This is a genomic window from Streptomyces sp. NPDC047072 (genome assembly GCF_040643855.1).
Classification (GTDB): Bacteria; Actinomycetota; Actinomycetes; order Streptomycetales; family Streptomycetaceae; genus Streptomyces.
This window is the reverse complement of the sequence record NZ_JBEYVC010000132.1, coordinates 1-16,421: the sequence shown is the minus strand read 5'-3', so window position 1 is coordinate 16,421 and position 16,421 is coordinate 1. Positions and strand designations below refer to the sequence as shown.

The 16,421-nt window shown below is 71.6% G+C and carries 21 protein-coding genes and 1 pseudogene; 18 read left to right on the top strand and 4 right to left on the bottom strand.

The genetic code is table 11. The features are described from left to right. Positions 1-27: 27 nt before the first annotated feature. From ABZ896_RS37950 to ABZ896_RS37935, 4 genes are all read right to left on the bottom strand, one after another. Positions 28-714, bottom strand: coding sequence for a hypothetical protein (locus tag ABZ896_RS37950; RefSeq protein ID WP_360939363.1), 687 nt, complete (start codon positions 712-714; stop codon positions 28-30). Then, a complete protein-coding gene (locus ABZ896_RS37945) occupies positions 714-1,022 on the bottom strand; it encodes a DUF6112 family protein (RefSeq protein ID WP_360939361.1) in 309 nt (102 codons plus the stop codon). Before ABZ896_RS37945 ends, ABZ896_RS37950 begins: the two co-directional genes overlap by 1 nt. 248 nt (positions 1,023-1,270) lie before the next feature. Next, entirely contained in the window at positions 1,271-1,636 is a 366-nt protein-coding gene (locus ABZ896_RS37940; RefSeq protein ID WP_360939359.1) for a hypothetical protein, read from the bottom strand. Between the two features lie 127 nt (positions 1,637-1,763). Beyond that, positions 1,764-2,873, bottom strand: a complete 1,110-nt coding sequence (locus ABZ896_RS37935; protein ID WP_360939357.1) for an NlpC/P60 family protein — start codon at positions 2,871-2,873, stop codon at positions 1,764-1,766. Positions 2,874-3,391: 518 nt separating this feature from the next. Here ABZ896_RS37935 and ABZ896_RS37930 point away from each other — a divergent pair. The 18 genes and pseudogenes from ABZ896_RS37930 to ABZ896_RS37845 all read left to right on the top strand — a co-directional run bounded on the left by ABZ896_RS37930 (position 3,392) and on the right by ABZ896_RS37845 (position 16,267). Then, entirely contained in the window at positions 3,392-4,147 is a 756-nt protein-coding gene (locus ABZ896_RS37930; protein WP_360939355.1) for a site-specific DNA-methyltransferase, read from the top strand. A 169-nt stretch (positions 4,148-4,316) separates the two neighbouring features. After that, complete coding sequence (locus ABZ896_RS37925) at positions 4,317-4,982, top strand: DUF4913 domain-containing protein (RefSeq protein ID WP_360939353.1); 666 nt, start codon at positions 4,317-4,319, stop codon at positions 4,980-4,982. Then, complete coding sequence (locus ABZ896_RS37920; protein ID WP_360939351.1) at positions 4,979-5,464, top strand: hypothetical protein; 486 nt, start codon at positions 4,979-4,981, stop codon at positions 5,462-5,464. The genes ABZ896_RS37925 and ABZ896_RS37920 overlap by 4 nt, the downstream gene beginning before the upstream one ends. Then, complete coding sequence (locus ABZ896_RS37915) at positions 5,461-6,231, top strand: DUF3631 domain-containing protein (RefSeq protein ID WP_360939349.1); 771 nt, start codon at positions 5,461-5,463, stop codon at positions 6,229-6,231. The genes ABZ896_RS37920 and ABZ896_RS37915 overlap by 4 nt, the downstream gene beginning before the upstream one ends. 29 nt (positions 6,232-6,260) lie before the next feature. Continuing rightward, complete coding sequence (locus tag ABZ896_RS37910) at positions 6,261-6,734, top strand: GNAT family N-acetyltransferase (protein WP_360939347.1); 474 nt, start codon at positions 6,261-6,263, stop codon at positions 6,732-6,734. Further along, positions 6,731-7,420 (top strand): hypothetical protein, encoded by a 690-nt coding sequence (locus ABZ896_RS37905; protein ID WP_360939345.1) that lies wholly within the window; start codon positions 6,731-6,733, stop codon positions 7,418-7,420. Before ABZ896_RS37910 ends, ABZ896_RS37905 begins: the two co-directional genes overlap by 4 nt. A 51-nt stretch (positions 7,421-7,471) precedes the next feature. Further along, complete coding sequence (locus tag ABZ896_RS37900) at positions 7,472-8,191, top strand: hypothetical protein (RefSeq protein WP_360939343.1); 720 nt, start codon at positions 7,472-7,474, stop codon at positions 8,189-8,191. A gap of 201 nt (positions 8,192-8,392) precedes the next feature. After that, a complete protein-coding gene (locus tag ABZ896_RS37895; protein WP_360939341.1) occupies positions 8,393-8,734 on the top strand; it encodes an SH3 domain-containing protein in 342 nt (113 codons plus the stop codon). Between the two features lie 119 nt (positions 8,735-8,853). After that, complete coding sequence (locus ABZ896_RS37890; RefSeq protein ID WP_360939339.1) at positions 8,854-9,309, top strand: hypothetical protein; 456 nt, start codon at positions 8,854-8,856, stop codon at positions 9,307-9,309. Further along, on the top strand, positions 9,306-9,740 hold the full coding sequence (locus ABZ896_RS37885) for a hypothetical protein (protein WP_360939337.1): 435 nt from the start codon (positions 9,306-9,308) through the stop codon (positions 9,738-9,740). Before ABZ896_RS37890 ends, ABZ896_RS37885 begins: the two co-directional genes overlap by 4 nt. A gap of 11 nt (positions 9,741-9,751) precedes the next feature. After that, positions 9,752-10,171 (top strand): hypothetical protein, encoded by a 420-nt coding sequence (locus tag ABZ896_RS37880; RefSeq protein WP_360939335.1) that lies wholly within the window; start codon positions 9,752-9,754, stop codon positions 10,169-10,171. A 31-nt stretch (positions 10,172-10,202) separates the two neighbouring features. Continuing rightward, positions 10,203-11,093, top strand: coding sequence for a helix-turn-helix domain-containing protein (locus ABZ896_RS37875; RefSeq protein WP_360939333.1), 891 nt, complete (start codon positions 10,203-10,205; stop codon positions 11,091-11,093). Beyond that, positions 11,090-11,605 (top strand): hypothetical protein, encoded by a 516-nt coding sequence (locus ABZ896_RS37870; RefSeq protein ID WP_360939331.1) that lies wholly within the window; start codon positions 11,090-11,092, stop codon positions 11,603-11,605. The genes ABZ896_RS37875 and ABZ896_RS37870 overlap by 4 nt, the downstream gene beginning before the upstream one ends. Next, a complete protein-coding gene (locus ABZ896_RS37865) occupies positions 11,602-12,843 on the top strand; it encodes an MFS transporter (protein WP_360939329.1) in 1,242 nt (413 codons plus the stop codon). The genes ABZ896_RS37870 and ABZ896_RS37865 overlap by 4 nt, the downstream gene beginning before the upstream one ends. Positions 12,844-12,885: 42 nt before the next feature. Then, positions 12,886-13,158: a hypothetical protein gene (locus ABZ896_RS37860; RefSeq protein WP_360939327.1), complete on the top strand. Its 273-nt coding sequence runs from the start codon at positions 12,886-12,888 to the stop codon at positions 13,156-13,158. 95 nt (positions 13,159-13,253) lie between these two features. Next, the gene (locus tag ABZ896_RS37855; protein WP_360939391.1) at positions 13,254-14,474 is read left to right on the top strand and encodes an ATP-grasp domain-containing protein; all 1,221 of its coding nucleotides are present in this window, start codon (positions 13,254-13,256) and stop codon (positions 14,472-14,474) included. Next, a pseudogene (locus ABZ896_RS37850) lies at positions 14,471-15,635 on the top strand (MFS transporter). The gene ABZ896_RS37855 and the pseudogene ABZ896_RS37850 overlap by 4 nt, the downstream one beginning before the upstream one ends. Continuing rightward, positions 15,632-16,267, top strand: coding sequence for an HAD family phosphatase (locus tag ABZ896_RS37845; protein ID WP_360939325.1), 636 nt, complete (start codon positions 15,632-15,634; stop codon positions 16,265-16,267). The pseudogene ABZ896_RS37850 and the gene ABZ896_RS37845 overlap by 4 nt, the downstream one beginning before the upstream one ends. Positions 16,268-16,421 lie beyond the last annotated feature (154 nt).

Here is a 16,421-nt window from a genome sequence, read left to right as displayed (position 1 = left end):
GCTCCTTTCTCAGGTGGGCTGGGTGTGTCAGGGCACGACGCTCGGGGCGATGGCGACCAGGGAGCAGTTCGCGTTGGGGCGGCACTGCACGGCGAGGGTGATGGAGCGGTCCTCGGCTCCGGCTCCGCCCTTCTTCCAGGCGATCTGCTGCTTGCCGGTGACGGTGACGGCGTAGATGTACGCCTTGGTGATCGCCGACGGATCGTCTGCCAGTGCTTCCTTGAACGCGGCCGGGTAGTGGGCCTCGGTTATGGTGGCGGTGGCGTACTGGTCCTGGTCAGCCATCCGCGACCACAGCACCGGATCCGGCACCTGCGCGACGATCGAGGGCCAGTCCCCGTACTTGGTCTCCGCCGTCAGCCACGCCCGCATCCCGGCGAACTCCTCATCGCGGCTGGTGGTGCGGGTGTCGTACGACCACAGCATTGCGGCGGCGGCCTTGGCGAACGCCACCGGGTCGGCGACCGGTGGCGGCGTCGCCGCCGAACCGGCTCCGGCCGATGCTGTCGGGCCGGCGGATGAGGAGGTGCTGCTGCTCGGCTCGGACGACGGGACGGTGGCCCGGCTGTCGCCGGTGGTGGTGCGGCCGGTGAACAGGGCAACGGCGGCGGCGAGGGCCAGCAGGACGGCGAGGCCGGTCGTGATGACCGTGACGCGCTGCCGGGTCGACCAGCCGAGGCCGTAGCCGGACAGGGAGGGGAGTCGTTTCGGCATCAGTGGACTTGCGACCCCAGGGCGGAGAAGAACGCCACGATCCCGTTGGCGGCGCCGAGCCCGAGGGCGGCGCCCGCCGCGACGACGGCGCCCTTCTTGCCGTTGGCCTCGGCCTGGTGTCCGCCGGTGTGGTGGCCCCAGGCCCACACGCCCAGGGAGACGGCGAGCGCGCCGACCACCGCGACGATGGCGAACAGGTTGATCGAGTTGACCACGTTCTTCAGTACGGCCAGGCCGGGCAGACCGCCGCCGGAGGGCGTGATGCCGGGGTCGTAGGCCAGGTACTGCACGGTTTCGAGCAGGGGCAAAGAGGCTCCTTGCGCGCGCCGAAGGCCGGCACGCGGGAATCACAGAAGAAGGGGGAGGGGAGGCGAGCGCCTGAAAGAGGGAGGGCCGATGGCTCGACGGGGGGCGGCCGGCCAGATCGACGCCCGCGCAGGGAGGCGTGCACGAGAACACGGCTGGTACCGCGGTGAGGCTCGGGCGAGGCCGCGCCTCGGGCGGGCCGTTGGCGATAGCGCTCCGGCTCGGAATCCGAAGTGGCGGCCGGGGTGCGCTACTTCGGGACCGACGGGGTGGGGGCACCGTTGGTGCCGTACGGGTTGGCGCACTTGTAGATCACGTAGCCGCGCAGCTTCTTGCCGTCGGACTTGCGGGTCACGGTGCCACGGGTCCACCAGGTCTTGGTGGCCTTCCGGTAGACCCACTGGTCGTAGGTGATCTTGTCGTTGCGGTAGGCGACGCCGACCGTGGCGGCCGTTGTCGAAGGCGACTTGCGGACCTTGACCGCGCTGCACGAGATCTTGGTGGTGTCGGTGTCGTACGCCTGCGCGGTGGAGGCGGTGGCCAGGCCGCCGGCGGCGATGGCCAGGCCCAGAGAGGCTGCCGCGAGGGCGCGCTGGGCGTGGTGACGGGATATCAAGGAGGTGCTCCGTGGTGTCAGGGGGAAGGAGGATCGGCAGGGCGGCGTGTCCTGTGGGCCCCGTCCGCAGGCGGACGGGCCTCTGGTCAGGTGTGGTGAGCCCGGGCTGCCGGGCCCGGAACGGGGATCAGGTGACGCGGCGCGCGGCGAGGATGTCCCAGTCCGCGAGAGGTGTGATTCGAACTGGTTTTCCAGTCCTTGGCGCCTCGATCGCGAGTCCCGAGCCGATGTACATGCCGACGTGTTCGGGGCGGGCGGCGCTGCCGCGGGAGAAGATCAGGTCACCCGGCTGAAGATGCTTGGGCGAGACGGCCTTGCCCTCGTTGATCTGCGTGTACGTGGTGCGGGTGAGCGTGACGCCGGCCTGCTTGTACGCCTGTTGGGTCAGTGAGCTGCAGTCGCAGCGGCTCATCGGGTCGGGGCCGTGCGGCGCGGTGCAGGTGCCGCCCCACTGGTACATCGTGCCGAGCTGCACCATGGCCCAGGCGATGGCCTTGCGCGCCGTCGGGTCGGTGTCCTTGGGGATCGAGTAGTCCTTGGGTACCGAGCCCTCGGGGATGGTGCCGTACCCGGAACCGTCTTCGGTCACCGTGCAGGACCCGGTGGTGGTGTCGGCCGTGCTGGTGTCCTGGTCGGTGTCGGGGAACGTCGCGGCGATGGCCTTCTGGAGGGCGCTCGCCAGCTCTTCCCACTGCGCGTAGGCGTCGGGGTATGCCGAGCGCTGGACCGCCTGGGCGGCCTGGGTGACGGTCAGTTGCTGCCAGCCGTCCACGGCGAGCAGGTGCTTGTAGAACTGGGTGGAGGCGTGGACGGGGTCGTGGATTTCCGTGGCGGTGCCCCAGCCCTGGCTCGGCCGTTGCTGGAAGAGCCCGAGGCTGTCGCGGTCGCCGGAGGAGAGGTTGCGCAGCCGGGATTCCTGCATCGCGATGGCGAGCGCGATGATCTGCCCCTTCTTCGGCACGCGCAGGCTGATCCCGGTGGCCACGATGGTGCGGGCGTTGGGGATCTGCTCCTCGGGCAGGGACAGGCCCTCGACACGGACGGTCTTGGTGTCCGCGCCGTTGAGGATCTTGGTGACCTGCTCGACGACCGTGTCGGTGTCGACGTCGCCCACGCACGTGAGGGAGGAATAGGTGCTCTGGGCGGCCTCGCTGCTGGTGGCCATCAGCATGGCCGTGCCGGCGAGGAAGAGAGGGGAGAGGACGAAGACGCCGATGCCGGCGGCTACGCCCTTCAACCGGGGATGCCTCCGGGCAGGCGGTCACGGGCCGCAGGCCGGTGCGCGGGCAGGTGTGAGCGGAGCGGTGACATGACGAGGTCCTTGGTGAAGTCCCGGCGGCGCGTGCGGTGTTGAGGAATGGGCGCGACGGCCGGGTGGTGGGTGAATCAGGGGCCCGGGTGCGAGTTGCCGCTCGCACCGGCATGGGGGTGTCGGGTCAGGTATGCCAGGACATGGGGGTACCTCCATGAGGGCAGGGGTGGGGATGTGCCATCGGCTGTGTCGGCCGGGCAGTTCCAAAACAGTAAGGGCGGATCCCCGGTTGCCGAAATCGTTGGTGATCAAGGCTTGATTTCGGGGTTTTCGGCAGCGATAGCGCTCAACCGGGGATCGTGCCCTACAGTTTTGGCTCCTCCCTTCGCCCCTCCCACTGAGCGGACCCGTGGTGCCTTCCTTCCCGTATGCGGTCCCGCGGGTTGTCCGGGCGAGCCGGAGTACCTCTCCCTCCTTCATCCGACCCGTATTGGGGTATCTCTTTGCCTTTTTCCCTGCATCAGGGCGACGCGCTCGGCGTCCTCGCCGAACTGCCGGACGACTGCGTCGACTCCGTCATCACCGACCCGCCGTACAACTCGGGCGGGCGCACGGCCAAGGAGCGCACCTCCCGCAGCGCGAAGCAGAAGTACACCTCCGCCGACGCCGGGCACGAACTGCCGGACTTCACCGGCGAGAACATGGACCAGCGCAGCTACGGCTTCTGGCTGACCCAGCTCATGACCGAGGCGCACCGGCTCGCCAAGACCGGCGGCACCGCGCTCCTGTTCACCGACTGGCGGCAGCTGCCGATCACCACGGACGCCATCCAGGCCGCCGGCTGGCTCTGGCGGGGCGTGCTCGCCTGGCACAAGCCGCAGGCCCGCCCCCAGAAGGGGCGCTTCACCCAGAACTGCGAGTTCATCGTGTGGGCGTCCAACGGGCCGATCGACGCCGCCCGCAATCCGGTCTACCTGCCCGGCCTATACAGCGCCTCGCAGCCGTCGGGCAAGAACCGGCAGCACATCACGCAGAAGCCCGTCTCCGTCATGCGGGAGCTGGTGCAGATCTCCCCGCCGGGCGGCACGGTGCTCGACTTCACCTGCGGATCGGGCTCGACAGGGGTCGCGGCCCTGCTGGAGGGCCGCTCGTTCATCGGCGTCGAGAAGACCCAGCACTACGCGAAGATCGCAGAAGGTCGGCTTTTGCAGACGATGCAACAGACCCTCTCCCAGGACGACTTGACCCTCACGTCCTGATCCCTGTTGTGCCGTGCGGAACGGCCGCTGGGGTGTGGCCCGCCACGCCCTGGCCGTGCCGCGCCTGGCGTTATAGCAGGCAAGTCCCGGTTACCGAAACCGGGGATTCTCCGGATGGTTTGAGTCGCAATTGATGCCCGACGGCTGCGGCTCAAGGAGGCCCCTTTTCGTGCCTGAATCCATAAACCCCCTACAGGACGGGGAGACGGAACCGGTCCGGCTGCCGGACTCCGACCTGGAGAGTGTTTCGGCGAGCGTCCGCAAACTGCTGGAGCAGTCCGCGGAACAGGCCCGACAGCTCGACAGCCTCGCCTCCGCGCCGCTGCCCCCGGAAACGGCGTTCGGCGCCTTCGGCATGCCGGGTTTCGCGGGCCTGGCGCCCCAGCCTGCGCTGCCGGAGCCCCGCCCGATCCTGGAGCTGGAGGGCGAGGAGTACGAGGACGAACTCGACGCGCTGTCCGACTGGGTGGACGACTTCCTGGTCCGGGTCTACGGGGCGGAGGTCACCACCGCCGCCCCGTGGTGCCAGCAGTGGCAGGAACACCCGGACGTCGTCGCCTGGCTGCACGCCCTGTGGCTGGCCTACCAGCAGCACAAGGATCCCGAGGCCGGGCTGAGCGGCCTGTTCGTGTGGCACCGGGACTTCCTCACCCACGCCATGGCCGCCGTCCGGGCGGCCGGCGGGCCGCTGTCGGCATGCATGACCGATCCGGACCGGCCCGCCCACCGCCTGCTGCCCGGCCCGCGGCCCTCCAGCCGGACCACCTCCTCTGAGAAGTCCGAGGAGCAGGAGGAATCGGTGGGGAATGGCGAGTCCGGCCGGGTGGCCGGATGAGCGGTCAGGACCGGCCGGCCTTCGGGCTTTCCTTCGACCCGCGTGCTCTGACCGACCTTCTCCAGGCCCCCGGCGACATCCGCGACCTTGCGCTCGCCCAGCTCCAGGACATCGTCAACGCCCGCCTGTTCGGCGCCAAGCTCACCCGTGATCTCGTCGGATGCCGCAAGGTCTACGTCGATCACCGCAACGCGTGGCGCATCGTCTACGCCCAGCGGCCTGCGCCCGCCACCTCCACCTACATCACCGAGATCCATGTCGTCGCCGTCCGTCCGCGCCAGGCGCACGACGTGTACGACACCGCCCGCGCCCGCCTCGGCATCACGAGGCGGCCCCTGGGCGAGCGCACCCACGCCGCCCGCTCCCGTTCCCCGCAGTTGGGCGTCCGCCCGCCCGTGCCCAAGCCTGGACCGCCGCCCTACGCGCTGCCCGGCCTTTCCCGCCCCGCACTGTCCTCGACCCTGAAGGGCCCCACTCGTTGACGCAGTTCCCCAGCCTGATCGACCAGGTCGCCGCCGCCGTACTGGCGCCGGCCCAGGTCACCGAGAACCCGCACCACCGCGCCATCGTCGAGGTGTTCGCCGAGATCCAGGACCTCGATGGGCAGCTCGCCGACCTGGCCGGCACCGAACCTCCCGCCGGCGTCAGCGCGACCGAGCGGCTCGATGCGCTCACCGACCTGCTGGTCGAACGCATGGCGGCCGGAGCCGAGTTGAGCGCGCTGCTGTCCGCCACCTGCTGCTGCTGCGCGGCGGCGTACGAACCCGGACCCCAGGGCGAGGACGAGCCGGTGGACGACGAGGAGTTCGACGGTGAACCGGACCTCGATCCCGACGTCGAGAGCTTCGACAACTTGGGCTTCGAGGAGCCGGAGGTTCCCGACGACCTCAACGATCTGGACGGCCTCGACGTCTACGACGGTGGTGATGACCGCCACGAAGACACGTGTGAGGAGTTCCTGACCTGCCCGAGTCGGCCGTGGATGATCGTCCACGCGTGCCTCGACATCTTCGACGCCCTGGGCGCGGCCCAGTACATCAGCACCACAGAGCTCCTCGCGCGCCTGCGCGACCTGCCCGGCGAGGCCGAGGGACGCTGGCGCTACGCCGACCTCACCTCGATCCGTCTCGCCCTGCTCCTGCGCCCCTACGGCGTCCAGGCCCGCAAACCGCGCAACGCCGACGGCAGCAGCTACCGGGCCTACCGGCGCGACGACCTGCAGGCCGCCCGCTCGGACTGCTCCTGCTGACCCACCCCGCCCTCGCATACACCCGAGGTGTGACGGCGGCGGACGGGGACCTGGTCGCCGCCTTCCACGCACAGTGCTCCGCGGAGAATCTGCTGCGCCGCTGGGGCCGCATGCGCCTCACACCCCGTGACCTGGCCCGGCTGCTCGCCCAGGCGCGGTGCTGGATCGGACTCGACGCGAACGAGCGGCCCCTGGCCCTAGTCTGCGTCGGACCCGTCAGCCGTCAGCCGGGCGTCTTCGACCTCGGACTGCAGGTCGCCGACGACCATCAGCGCCGCGGCATCGGAACGGCCATGGCCCGCCACGCGGCCCGGATGGCCCGCATCCGCGGGGCGCACACCCTCACCGCGTTCACGCACGCCTCCAACACGCCGATGCTCCGGCTGCTGGAGCGCCTTGGGCCCACCCGGCACACCCACGACGGCCCTCATGTCGAGGTCCGCGTCGCCCTGGACGCCTACGCCCCGGCCCCCGGCCCACCCACACGGACCGCTCCGAAATGACCTCGCCTCCCGCGTCCTCGCCCGACCGCCGCCCGCGCACCGTGTTCGACCACCGGATCGAGACAGCCGCAGGGGGCAGCGTCGAGGCGCTGTGGAGGCACCGCACCGCCGGTCTCCTTGACACCCCGCACGCGGCCTTGGCGGACGCCCACCGCGAACTCGTCAGGGCCGAGCGGGACGTCACCTTCCACCGCGCCCGTCTCGCCCGCCTGGCCTCCGGCGAATTCCCGGTTGATCAGGCCCTGCTCACGCGGATCGAGCGCACCGTCGACCAGCTCGCGCACGCCATCGACGTGCGCGACGCCCGGCAGGCCAAGACTGCCGCCGCGCTTGAGCCGATCGAAACCGCCGCCCCGCCGCGTACGCCACAGCACGTGGGGGCAAAGGAAATCGCGGCCCTGCTCGCCATCGCCCAGGGCGCCAAGCTGCACGAGAACTTGATCACGCACCGGCTCGCCGTGGCGACCGGTTCACGCACCCGCATCTCCTACGCCCAGCTGCAGCACCTGGAGGCGAGTGGCCTCGTGGAGCGTGACACCTCCCACCCGGTGCACGCCGGCCAGCCCGTCACCCTCACCGACGCCGGCAGGGCCGCTCTCACCGTCCCGCGTCCCACGGGCCCGCCCGGTACCACGCCGCCACCCCGGCCGACGGCCCCTTCGTCTCCCGTGCACTCGCGCCGCTGAACCAGTCAACCCGACCGCAGCTCTGTTGGCGCCGCCGAACCGAAAGCACCGATGCCCGCCCACTCACCGGATTTCCGCCTCGACGGCTACAGGGCCCTCAACGACGATGTCGACGACCAGTATTGGCAGCACATCGGCATCGAGGAGGACCAGCTCACCGTCCTGGCCGAGCACCACACCAGCGATGACCGGAACAGCTTCTACATCCTGCACAACGGCGCCGTGACCTGGGGCATCCCGGGTGAGCCCCAGCTCGTCGCCCTCCACCTGAAGCGCGACACCAACGCGGGGACCTTCCAGTTCGACCACGCCTCCTTCGCCCTGCCCGCGATGGCCCAGTCCTGGCTGATCGCCCGCGGCTGCCCCGAGAAGCGGATCCTCCTGCCCGACGGCACGGACAGCACGCCTGCCGACCAGGCCACTCGCGCCCTGGAGCAGCGACTGCGCCGCGACGGCGACCATTTCGCCCTGCTGACCAGCTACACGCACGACACCGGTCCGATGGAGATCACCGTGCTCCTGCGCGCCCTCGACGAGAAGGCGCCGCTTCCGTTCCGGATCCTGCTCGAAGAGGTCGACACCCAGTCGCGGACGCACACCCTGCGGGAGGGCGGCTTCGCCACCTTCGAGGCCGCCGCCCAGTGGTGGGAGGCGCACTGGAGCGGCGAGGGGATCCCGCTGCCGCCCGCCTCGCCGGCAGCACGCCACACCACCGCCCCAGGTGTCCCCGCTCCGCCCGCGCGCCCCGCTCCGCGCCGTCAGGGCCACTGAATTCAGGGCTCGCCGGCCTAGCTCCCGCCGTACCCGCACGGCGCAAATCCGGCGGCCTTCGGCGAGGTGGCGCCGAAGGTAGCACGTAATCCCCGGTTACCGAAACCGGGAATTCTCCGGACTCTTGTTCTCGGCCGCGCGGAATCCGCCCACGGCCATTCCGCCCGTATGTCCTCTCGCTGATATGGAGCTCAATTCCCCATGCGCTCAACCCACATAGCTGTCTCCGTAGCCCTGCTCGGTGCGCTCGCGCTGCCGCTGGCCTCCGCCACCGCGAGCGCCGCGCCCTCCCTGGCTCCCGCCTCCGTGACCGACCCGACCTGCAGCAAGCCGGGGCCGTGGACGCTCACCGCTAAGGCCGTCACCATCCGCGCCAAGGCATCCGTCAACTCCAAGGCGCTCGGGATTCTGTACCGGGGCCACAAGTTCACCGTGCACAAGACCAGCGGCAAGTGGCGCTACATCACCGACAAGACGACCGGCGTCACGGGCTGGGTTTCCGCCAAGTACGTCTACCGTCCGGCCGGCATGTGCCTGGACTAACAGGCCGACACCCAATTCCCCTGTGCGGCATGTGAGTTCGATGATTTGCCTCCGTGCTGACCGGATTCGCGGCCCAGGATTTCCCGCCCCCGAGAACGCGAATGATAGGAGCCCTTTTCGTGCCTGAGATCAGCCAGGACGTGCTGGGCGTCGTCGCCGAGCGGATCGAAGACCGCTTTGAGATGCCGCTCGCCGATCTGCGCCGAGCAGTCGCGGCGGCACCCCAGGCCACCCCGGATGCCACCAGCGTCGTGCGCTGGTACGGCCTGCTCGCCGAATCCCAGGACGCACTCGACACGGCGGAGGACGCGCTCGTCGCGGCGCTAGGCACCGAGCCGGGCGAACTCGACGACGCCGCCATGGAGTTGGCCCACCGGGTCAACACCGCGGTCGCCGCACGGGACGGGCGCGCCATGGTCGTGGACTACCTCCTCGACCCCCTCGCCCCCGGCAAGCGCGGACCCGGCGCCTGGCGGGGCGCCACCCCTGCCGCGCGCCGCGCCCCCGCTTTGCCCACCTTGGCGCCCACACCGCCCGGCACGCGGAGTGTTCCAGCGCGAGGGGTGACGCGATGAACGTGATCGACAAGGCCACCAGCCGCGACACCGCGCTGGAGAAGGCATTCGGCGCATCCGTCGCCGACCTGTATGCGCAGGCGGCCCGCTGCGAGACGGATGCCGCACTGCAGCGTGCGCTGGAACTGCGCAGCTTCCTCGCCGTCGCCGAGGAACAGGTCGTCCGCGTACGGGACCGCGTCCGCGCCGCGATGTCCGCCGATCGCGACCTGGGCGAGTTGTCCGCCGAAGACCTGCGCTGGGACGCCCATTGGCTGGACGCGGCGCTGGCCGGCCGCAACGGCTACGTCGCCGCCCTCGACGACCTCCTGCGGACCATGCCCGCTCCCGGCCAGCGCCCGCGCCAGCCCGTGCAGTTCGCCCAGCCGAAGATCACCGTCACTGCCCCGCCCGCCCCCGGTGCCGGGGCGGTGCGGACCAGCCGCCTCTGAAGGTCCGCCGATTGCCCCAGCCTGAGACGGCTCACCCGGTCTCCGAGATCATCGCCCAGCGCATCGAGGCGCTGTTCGGGCAGCCGATCACCGAACTCGAAGCCCTCGCCGACAGCACTCCCGACGCCACCCTGCTCGCCGCACTCACCGGCGGCCACAGCGACCTGGTCCTCGCCGAACGCACGATCGCCTTCCAGCTGGCGAGGCTGCGCGAGCTCACCGCCCCCGACCGGGAGATCGGCCGCTTCGCCGCCGGGCACATCCTCGACTGCGCCCGCCGCATCGCCGAGGCCGTCGCCACCCGCGACACCTGCGCCAAGAACACCGGCGCGGTCCTGGCAGGACTGCGCCGCGCACCGGCCCCGGACCCCGAACCTGCGATGCCACCCCCACCTGCCGCCCCGGCGCCCGCCCCGTCCCGCACCCGCTGATCTGCCCCGCACCGCTTGAGGAGCACCATCCTTGGCCACCACCGCTCAGCCCCTCGTCCCCCCGAACGACCTCGCCAGTGTCACCAAGACGTTGGATCTGCTCACCCCCCGCTGGAGCGTGTGGGTGCTGATGACCCTCTCCTCCCAGCCGCTGCGCTACGCCGAGATCAAGCCCAAACTGCCGTGGCTCGCCGACGGCCAGCTCCACCCCCGGCTGCGCCACCTCACCAGCGCCGGCGTCGTCGAACGCACCGAGTACGCCCCGCGCCACGTCACCTACGGCCTGACCCGCCGCGGCACGGAATTGCTGCCCGTCCTGGCCCAGATCGCCTCCTGGGGCGACACCCACCTGGAGAAGCAGCTCGTCACCAGCAAGGCCACCGGAGCGCTGGAGCCCGAGCGGATCCCCCCGGCCCAGAACATCGACGACACCATCGTCCTGATCTCTCCGCGGCACGCCACCCCGATCCTGATGACCCTCATGTCCCGGGGCCGCGCCAGCGCCAAGACCCTGGCCGCCGAGGCCATGCCCGGCTACGGACTGAACACCGTCTACAAACCGCTGGACCGCCTGGTCGCCGACGGCCTCGTCACGGCCGTCGGCAAGGGCGACTTCCAGCTGTCCGCCAGCGGCCAGGCACTCGCCCCCGTCTTCAAGGCCATCACCACCTGGGCAGCCCGCCCACCCGCCGAGACCGACCCGCTTCGCCGACGAGGGAGCGCCCCCTCCCGGACCCGCTCCGGCCCGTGGGCAACCACCCCCGCCCGCCTTCCGGCACCCGCAGTTCCGGCCGCGCCGCCTCCCGCCCCGGCCCTGGCCACCATCGCGCCGCCCCACGGCCCGGCTTGGAAACCCGGCGACCTCTTCTCCCACCAGATACCCGCCCGCCCCATCACCCCGACAGGAGGCCCCCGCCGATGACCGCCTCCCCGCCCGCCCGCATCCTGCGCGAACGACGCGCGATCCAGACCCTGACCCTGCCGGCGCTGATCCGCCTGGTCACTGAGATCGACGACAACGGCCCCATCAGCCGCCGGCGCGGCAGCCTCCAGGGCGCCCTCGGTGACCTCGCCACCGGACAACTGCGCCACGCCATCGACACCGCACACTCCCTCGGCCTCATCCACGCCCGTGGACACGCCACGGCCCGCTACCAGCTCACCGCGAGCGGCCAGGACCTCGCCGAGGTGTACGACACCGCCGCCCGCTGGGCCCGGGCCCGCCAACTGCCCGACCCGGCCAGTGACTTCGTCACACGTGTCCAGTACGCCCTCCAACCGCAGGACGACAGCCCGGAGCACACCGGCGCAGCATCTGACCCGGAGGCCCCTTGGGCGGCACTGTCCGCCTGGCTCACGGCGCACCCGCGCGTCCTGCGCCAGGAAACCGCCCGCTCCCTGAACTCGGCGCAGGAATCGGGGCGCGCTGCGTGAGGTCCTGTGCCGGACCCCGTCATGCCCGTCGGCCGGTTCCCACGCTCCTGCGCAGCATCTACCTGCCGCGCAGCACGGACGCCGCCGCGTTCGCCATGGCCACCTACGGCATCCCGCTGCTGGTGCTGGCCACCACCCACTCCGCGGCCCTGACCGGCCTCGCGTTCGCGCTGGAATGGGTGCCGCGCCTGGGCGCGTTCGCCTTCGCCGGCACGCTGGTCGACCGCCACGGCACGACCGCTGTGCTCCGTACCGCCTCCGCCGGCCGGGCCCTGGTCGTCCTGGCCGCCGCGGTCATCCTGCCAACGCAAGCCGGGGGTCACGGCGCGACGCTCGCCGTCATGCTGCTCGCCGCGCTGACCGGAATCCTCAGGGAATGCTCCTACATCGCGGCCGAGACCGCGGGCGGGGCAGCCGGCCGTCAGGCTGGCGCCCGCGCGCACCGCGTGCAGTCGGCGCTGCTGGGCATCGACCAGGTCGCCACCCTGTTGGGCCCGGCACTGGCCGGGCTGCTGCTGGACTGGGCGGGCGCCGCCGCGATGCTGGGCGTGATCGCCGTCTTCTCGCTGCTCACCAGCATGCTGGCACCTCGCGAGAGCCACCGGGCCAAGCCCGCCGCGCCGCTGCCGGTCCTCCAGGGGCTGCGCACCGGATGGTCGGTCCTGCGGGCGCTGCCGACCCTTAGCTGGCTGGTGGCCGGGCTGACGGTCTCCAACCTGGCCGTCGGGCTGTTGCAGGCCGCCACTCCGGTGATCGTCGTCCAACAGCTCGGACACTCCATGGCCGATGTCGGGCTGATCTGGTCTGCCGCCGCCGTCGCCACCCTCATCGCGGTCGCCGTCTGCCGCCGCTCCATTGACCGCTTCGGCCTGTGGCTGGTCGGCGCCGTGTCCGCCACGATCGCCGCCGTCGCGTGCCTGGCCGTCTCCTTCGCCGACACCTACCACACCTATCTCGCCCTGATCGCCGTCCTCATGGCCGGCGAAGGCGGCATGACGGTCGTGCTGCGCACCGTGCGCTCCCGTCTCATCCCCGCCGACGTGTTCGGCGCCACCCTGTCGCTGACCATTCTGCTGCTCCTGCTGCCCTTCCCCATCGCCGGCGTCCTGGTCGCCACCGTGCCGCCCACCCAGCTCGGCCACCTGATCACCCTGTGCGCCGCACTGCAGGCCCTGGGCCTTACCGCCGCCTTCGCCCGGCTGCGCACCGCCCCCGCCCTGCGCGCCCGATGCCTCTGACCCGCCCGGTCACGCCCAGATCCCCCCTCGGAGACCGCCTCCATGCCCACAGCCCGCACCCTTGCCACCCCCCAAGCCTTGCCGGTGGACCGGCCGTCGTTGCGAGCGGGTGCGCGCCCGACGCTGACCGACCGGATCGCCCTCGGCGCCACCCGGGTCGGGCTGAAGGCGCTGTTCACGGACCTGCGCTGGCAGCTCCCGGCGGGCGGGCGCGGACTCAACAACTCCTTCACCGCCCCGTACGCCCGCACGTTGATCGAGGACCACCCCCAGTGGGCGTCCGCCTTCGAGCGGCGCCGACGCCGCACCCCCTGACCCACACACCGTGCCTCAACTCGCCGTCCCCATCGCACCGTTTGGAGCCCTTGTTGTCCTCTCGCCCCGTCGTTCTGGTCGTGGCCGCCGCCGACATGGAGGCCCAGGCGTATCGCGGCACCTGCCTTGAGAGCGTCGCCGCCCACTACGACGTCGTCCTCGTCTCCGGCGCCGAGCCGACCTGGGAGAAGGAGTTCGTCCTTGACCACGAGGTCGCCGATCTTGCCGACCAGACGGCGCTGAATGAGGCCGGGCGCGCGCTCGCCGAGCGGCACGCGCTAGCCGGGGTGATGACGTGGACCGAGTGGCACCTCGTCCCCGTCGCCCGGCTCGCCCGCCGGCTGGGCCTGCCCACCACGACCCCCGAGGCACTTCAAGGCTGCCGCAACAAGCACACCAGCCGCAGCCTGTTCGCCCGCCACGGGGTGCCCTCCGCCGCCTCGGTGAGCGTGCGCACCGAGCACGAGGCACAGGCTGCGGCCCTGCGTATCGGCTTCCCGGTCGTTCTCAAGCCCGCCGCGCACGCCGCGAGCATGGGCGTCGTCCGCGTGGACACCGCCGACGAGCTGCCAGGCGCGTACGCCGTCGCTGCCAGGACCGCCGACCAGGGCGTGGAGAGCACCCAGGTGCTCGTCGAGGAGTATCTCGACGGTCCGGAGATGAGCGTCGAGTGCGTCACCCATCAGGGGCAGAGCACCGTCGTCGCCGTCACCCGCAAGACCGTCGGCTGCGCGCCGTACTTCGAGGAACTGGCGCACGTGGTCGACGCCGGCGACCCGCTCCGTGCCGTCGTGGCCCCGGCCGCCGTCGCCGCGCTCGAGGCCCTCGGGGTCACCGACGGCGTCAGCCACGTCGAACTCCGTCTAGTCGACGACCGCCCCCGCCTCATCGAGGTCAACGCGAGGATCGCTGGCGACATGATCAGCCACCTCGTCCACCTGGCCACCGGCGTCGACCTCGCCCGCGCCGCCGCCGACATCGCCTGCGGACGCACCCCCGACCTCACCCCCGCTCGTCACCAGGCCGCGGCGATCCGCTTCCTTTACCCCGCCTACTCCGGCACCCTCACCACCTGCCGCATGAGGGAACCCGTCGCGGGCGTGCAGCGCGTTCGCTTCCAACGAAAGGCCGGCGACCGGCTCGTGCTCCCGCAGGACGGCGGCGACCTGTTCACCGCCCGCATCGGCTACCTGATCACCACCGGGTCGAGCGCCACCCTCGCCCAGGCCCGCGCCCAGGAGGCCTACCGCGCCCTCGACGTTCAGGTGACACCAGCCACGCAGAGTGCCTCGGGCGCTGGGGAGAACACGGCGTGAAGCAGACCGTGGCGCCCGAACTGGCGCGCAGCCGCCGACTACTGACCGGGTACTTCGCCGGCCTGGGCGTGGTGATGGCCGTCTGGGGTGCACGCATGCCCGACGTCCAGCACGCCGCCGAGATGAGCCCCCCCCGCCCTCGCCCTGGTCCTGCTGGCCGCCGCCCTCGGCATGGTCGCCGGACTGAAGATGGGCGGACGCCTCGCCCACCCGGCTCGCCTCCCCGTGCTGCTGACCGGCGGCGCCATCGGTCTTGCCGCCTGTCTCGCCGTCCTCGGGGCCTGTCACAGCCTGGAGAGTCTTCTGGCAGCGGCTTTGGTCTTCGGCGCCGCGCACGGTGTCCTCGACGTCGCCGCCAACGCTGCCGCGGTCCGGGTCCAGGACGCTTACGGCCGCCCGGTCATGGCCGGGCTGCACGCGGCGTACAGCCTCGGCGCGCTCGCCGGCGCCGCGCTGGCCGCGGCCACCGCGCAAGCCTCCCACACCGTCGTGTTCACCGCCGTCGCCACCGCTGTCGCGGGGGCGGCATGTGCGGCGAGCAGGTTCACGCGCTGCGTCGCCGCCCCCGCACTCGAACCCGTCCACCGCCGTGTCGCCCCGGGCCAGGACGGGCGCCGGGGCCTGCCGCGGCCCCGGTTGTGGCTGCTGGGCGCGCTCGCGGCAGCAACCCTGCTGGGCGAGGGAGCCGCCGCCGACTGGGCCTCCGTCCACCTACATGACCTCGGTGCGACTACCGCGACCAGCGCGGCAGCGTACGCTGTCTACAGCGGCGCCATGGCCACAGGCCGTCTCGCCGGTGACCGGCTCAGCGCCCGCCTTGGCGCCCCCGCACTCGTGCGTACCGGCGCCACCGTGGCCGCGCTCGGCCTCGCCACCGGCCTGGCCGGTTCCACCATCATTTTCGCCCTGCTCGGCTGGGCGGCCTTCGGCCTGGGCCTGTCCGTCACCATTCCCAGCCTGATCACCGCCGCCGGCACCGGAGGCCCGCGAGCGGTCGCCACCGTCGCGGTCACCGGCTACGTCGGCCTGCTCGCCGGCCCCGCCCTCATCGGCGCCCTCGCCACCTTCACCGCCCTGCCGCACGCGCTGCTGCTGCCCGCCCTCCTCGCCGCGACCGTCGCTGTCCTCGCCTCCAAAGCCCTGGAGAAAGCCGCCCCTTGACCTACACTTACGCCTCCCTGACCGGCGTGGACGCCGTGATCCTTGACTACAACGGCGTCATCGGCGTCCAGCCCACCCTCGCCCAGTGGCAGCACCTCGCCAGGCTGGCCGGCTGGCCCGACACGGACCTCGCCTCCCTCCAGCACGCCTTCTGGAAGGCCCGCGAACCCTACGACGCCGGACAGCTCAGCGACCTCGCGTACTGGGCCAAAGTGCTCGGCTACCACCCCGGCCCGCGCCTGCTGCGCGAACTACGCACGGCCGACACCGCCATGTGGACCCACATCGACCCCCACGTCCTCGACATCCTGTACCGCGCCCGGACCGCGGGGCTGCCCATGGTGCTGCTCTCCAACGCCCCGGCCCACCTCAGCAACGTCCTGGACGCCACCGACTGGCGGCGCCACCTGATGGACGACGCCTTGTACTCGGCCCGTCTGGAAGTGTGCAAGCCCGATCCGGCCGCGTACGAACACGCCCTGGCCGCCACGGGCATCGCGGACCCGGGACGCGTCCTGTTCGTGGACGACCGGGCCGACAACTGCCGCGCCGCCCGCCGCCTGGGACTGCGCACGCTGCACTACACCGGCAGCCCCTCCGACCTGCGAACGGCCTTCGCCCTCACCACCTGATCCCCTGCCCCTGACCTGCCTCCCTTCCTTTCCCAGGATCCTGTGCCACTCCACAACGACACCATCGACGGAGACGTCTATGTCTCCCCCCGCCATCTCGCCAGTACCACCGCTGTCGGCGATCCCGGCCTCGACCCGCTGCGCAACCTCGGCT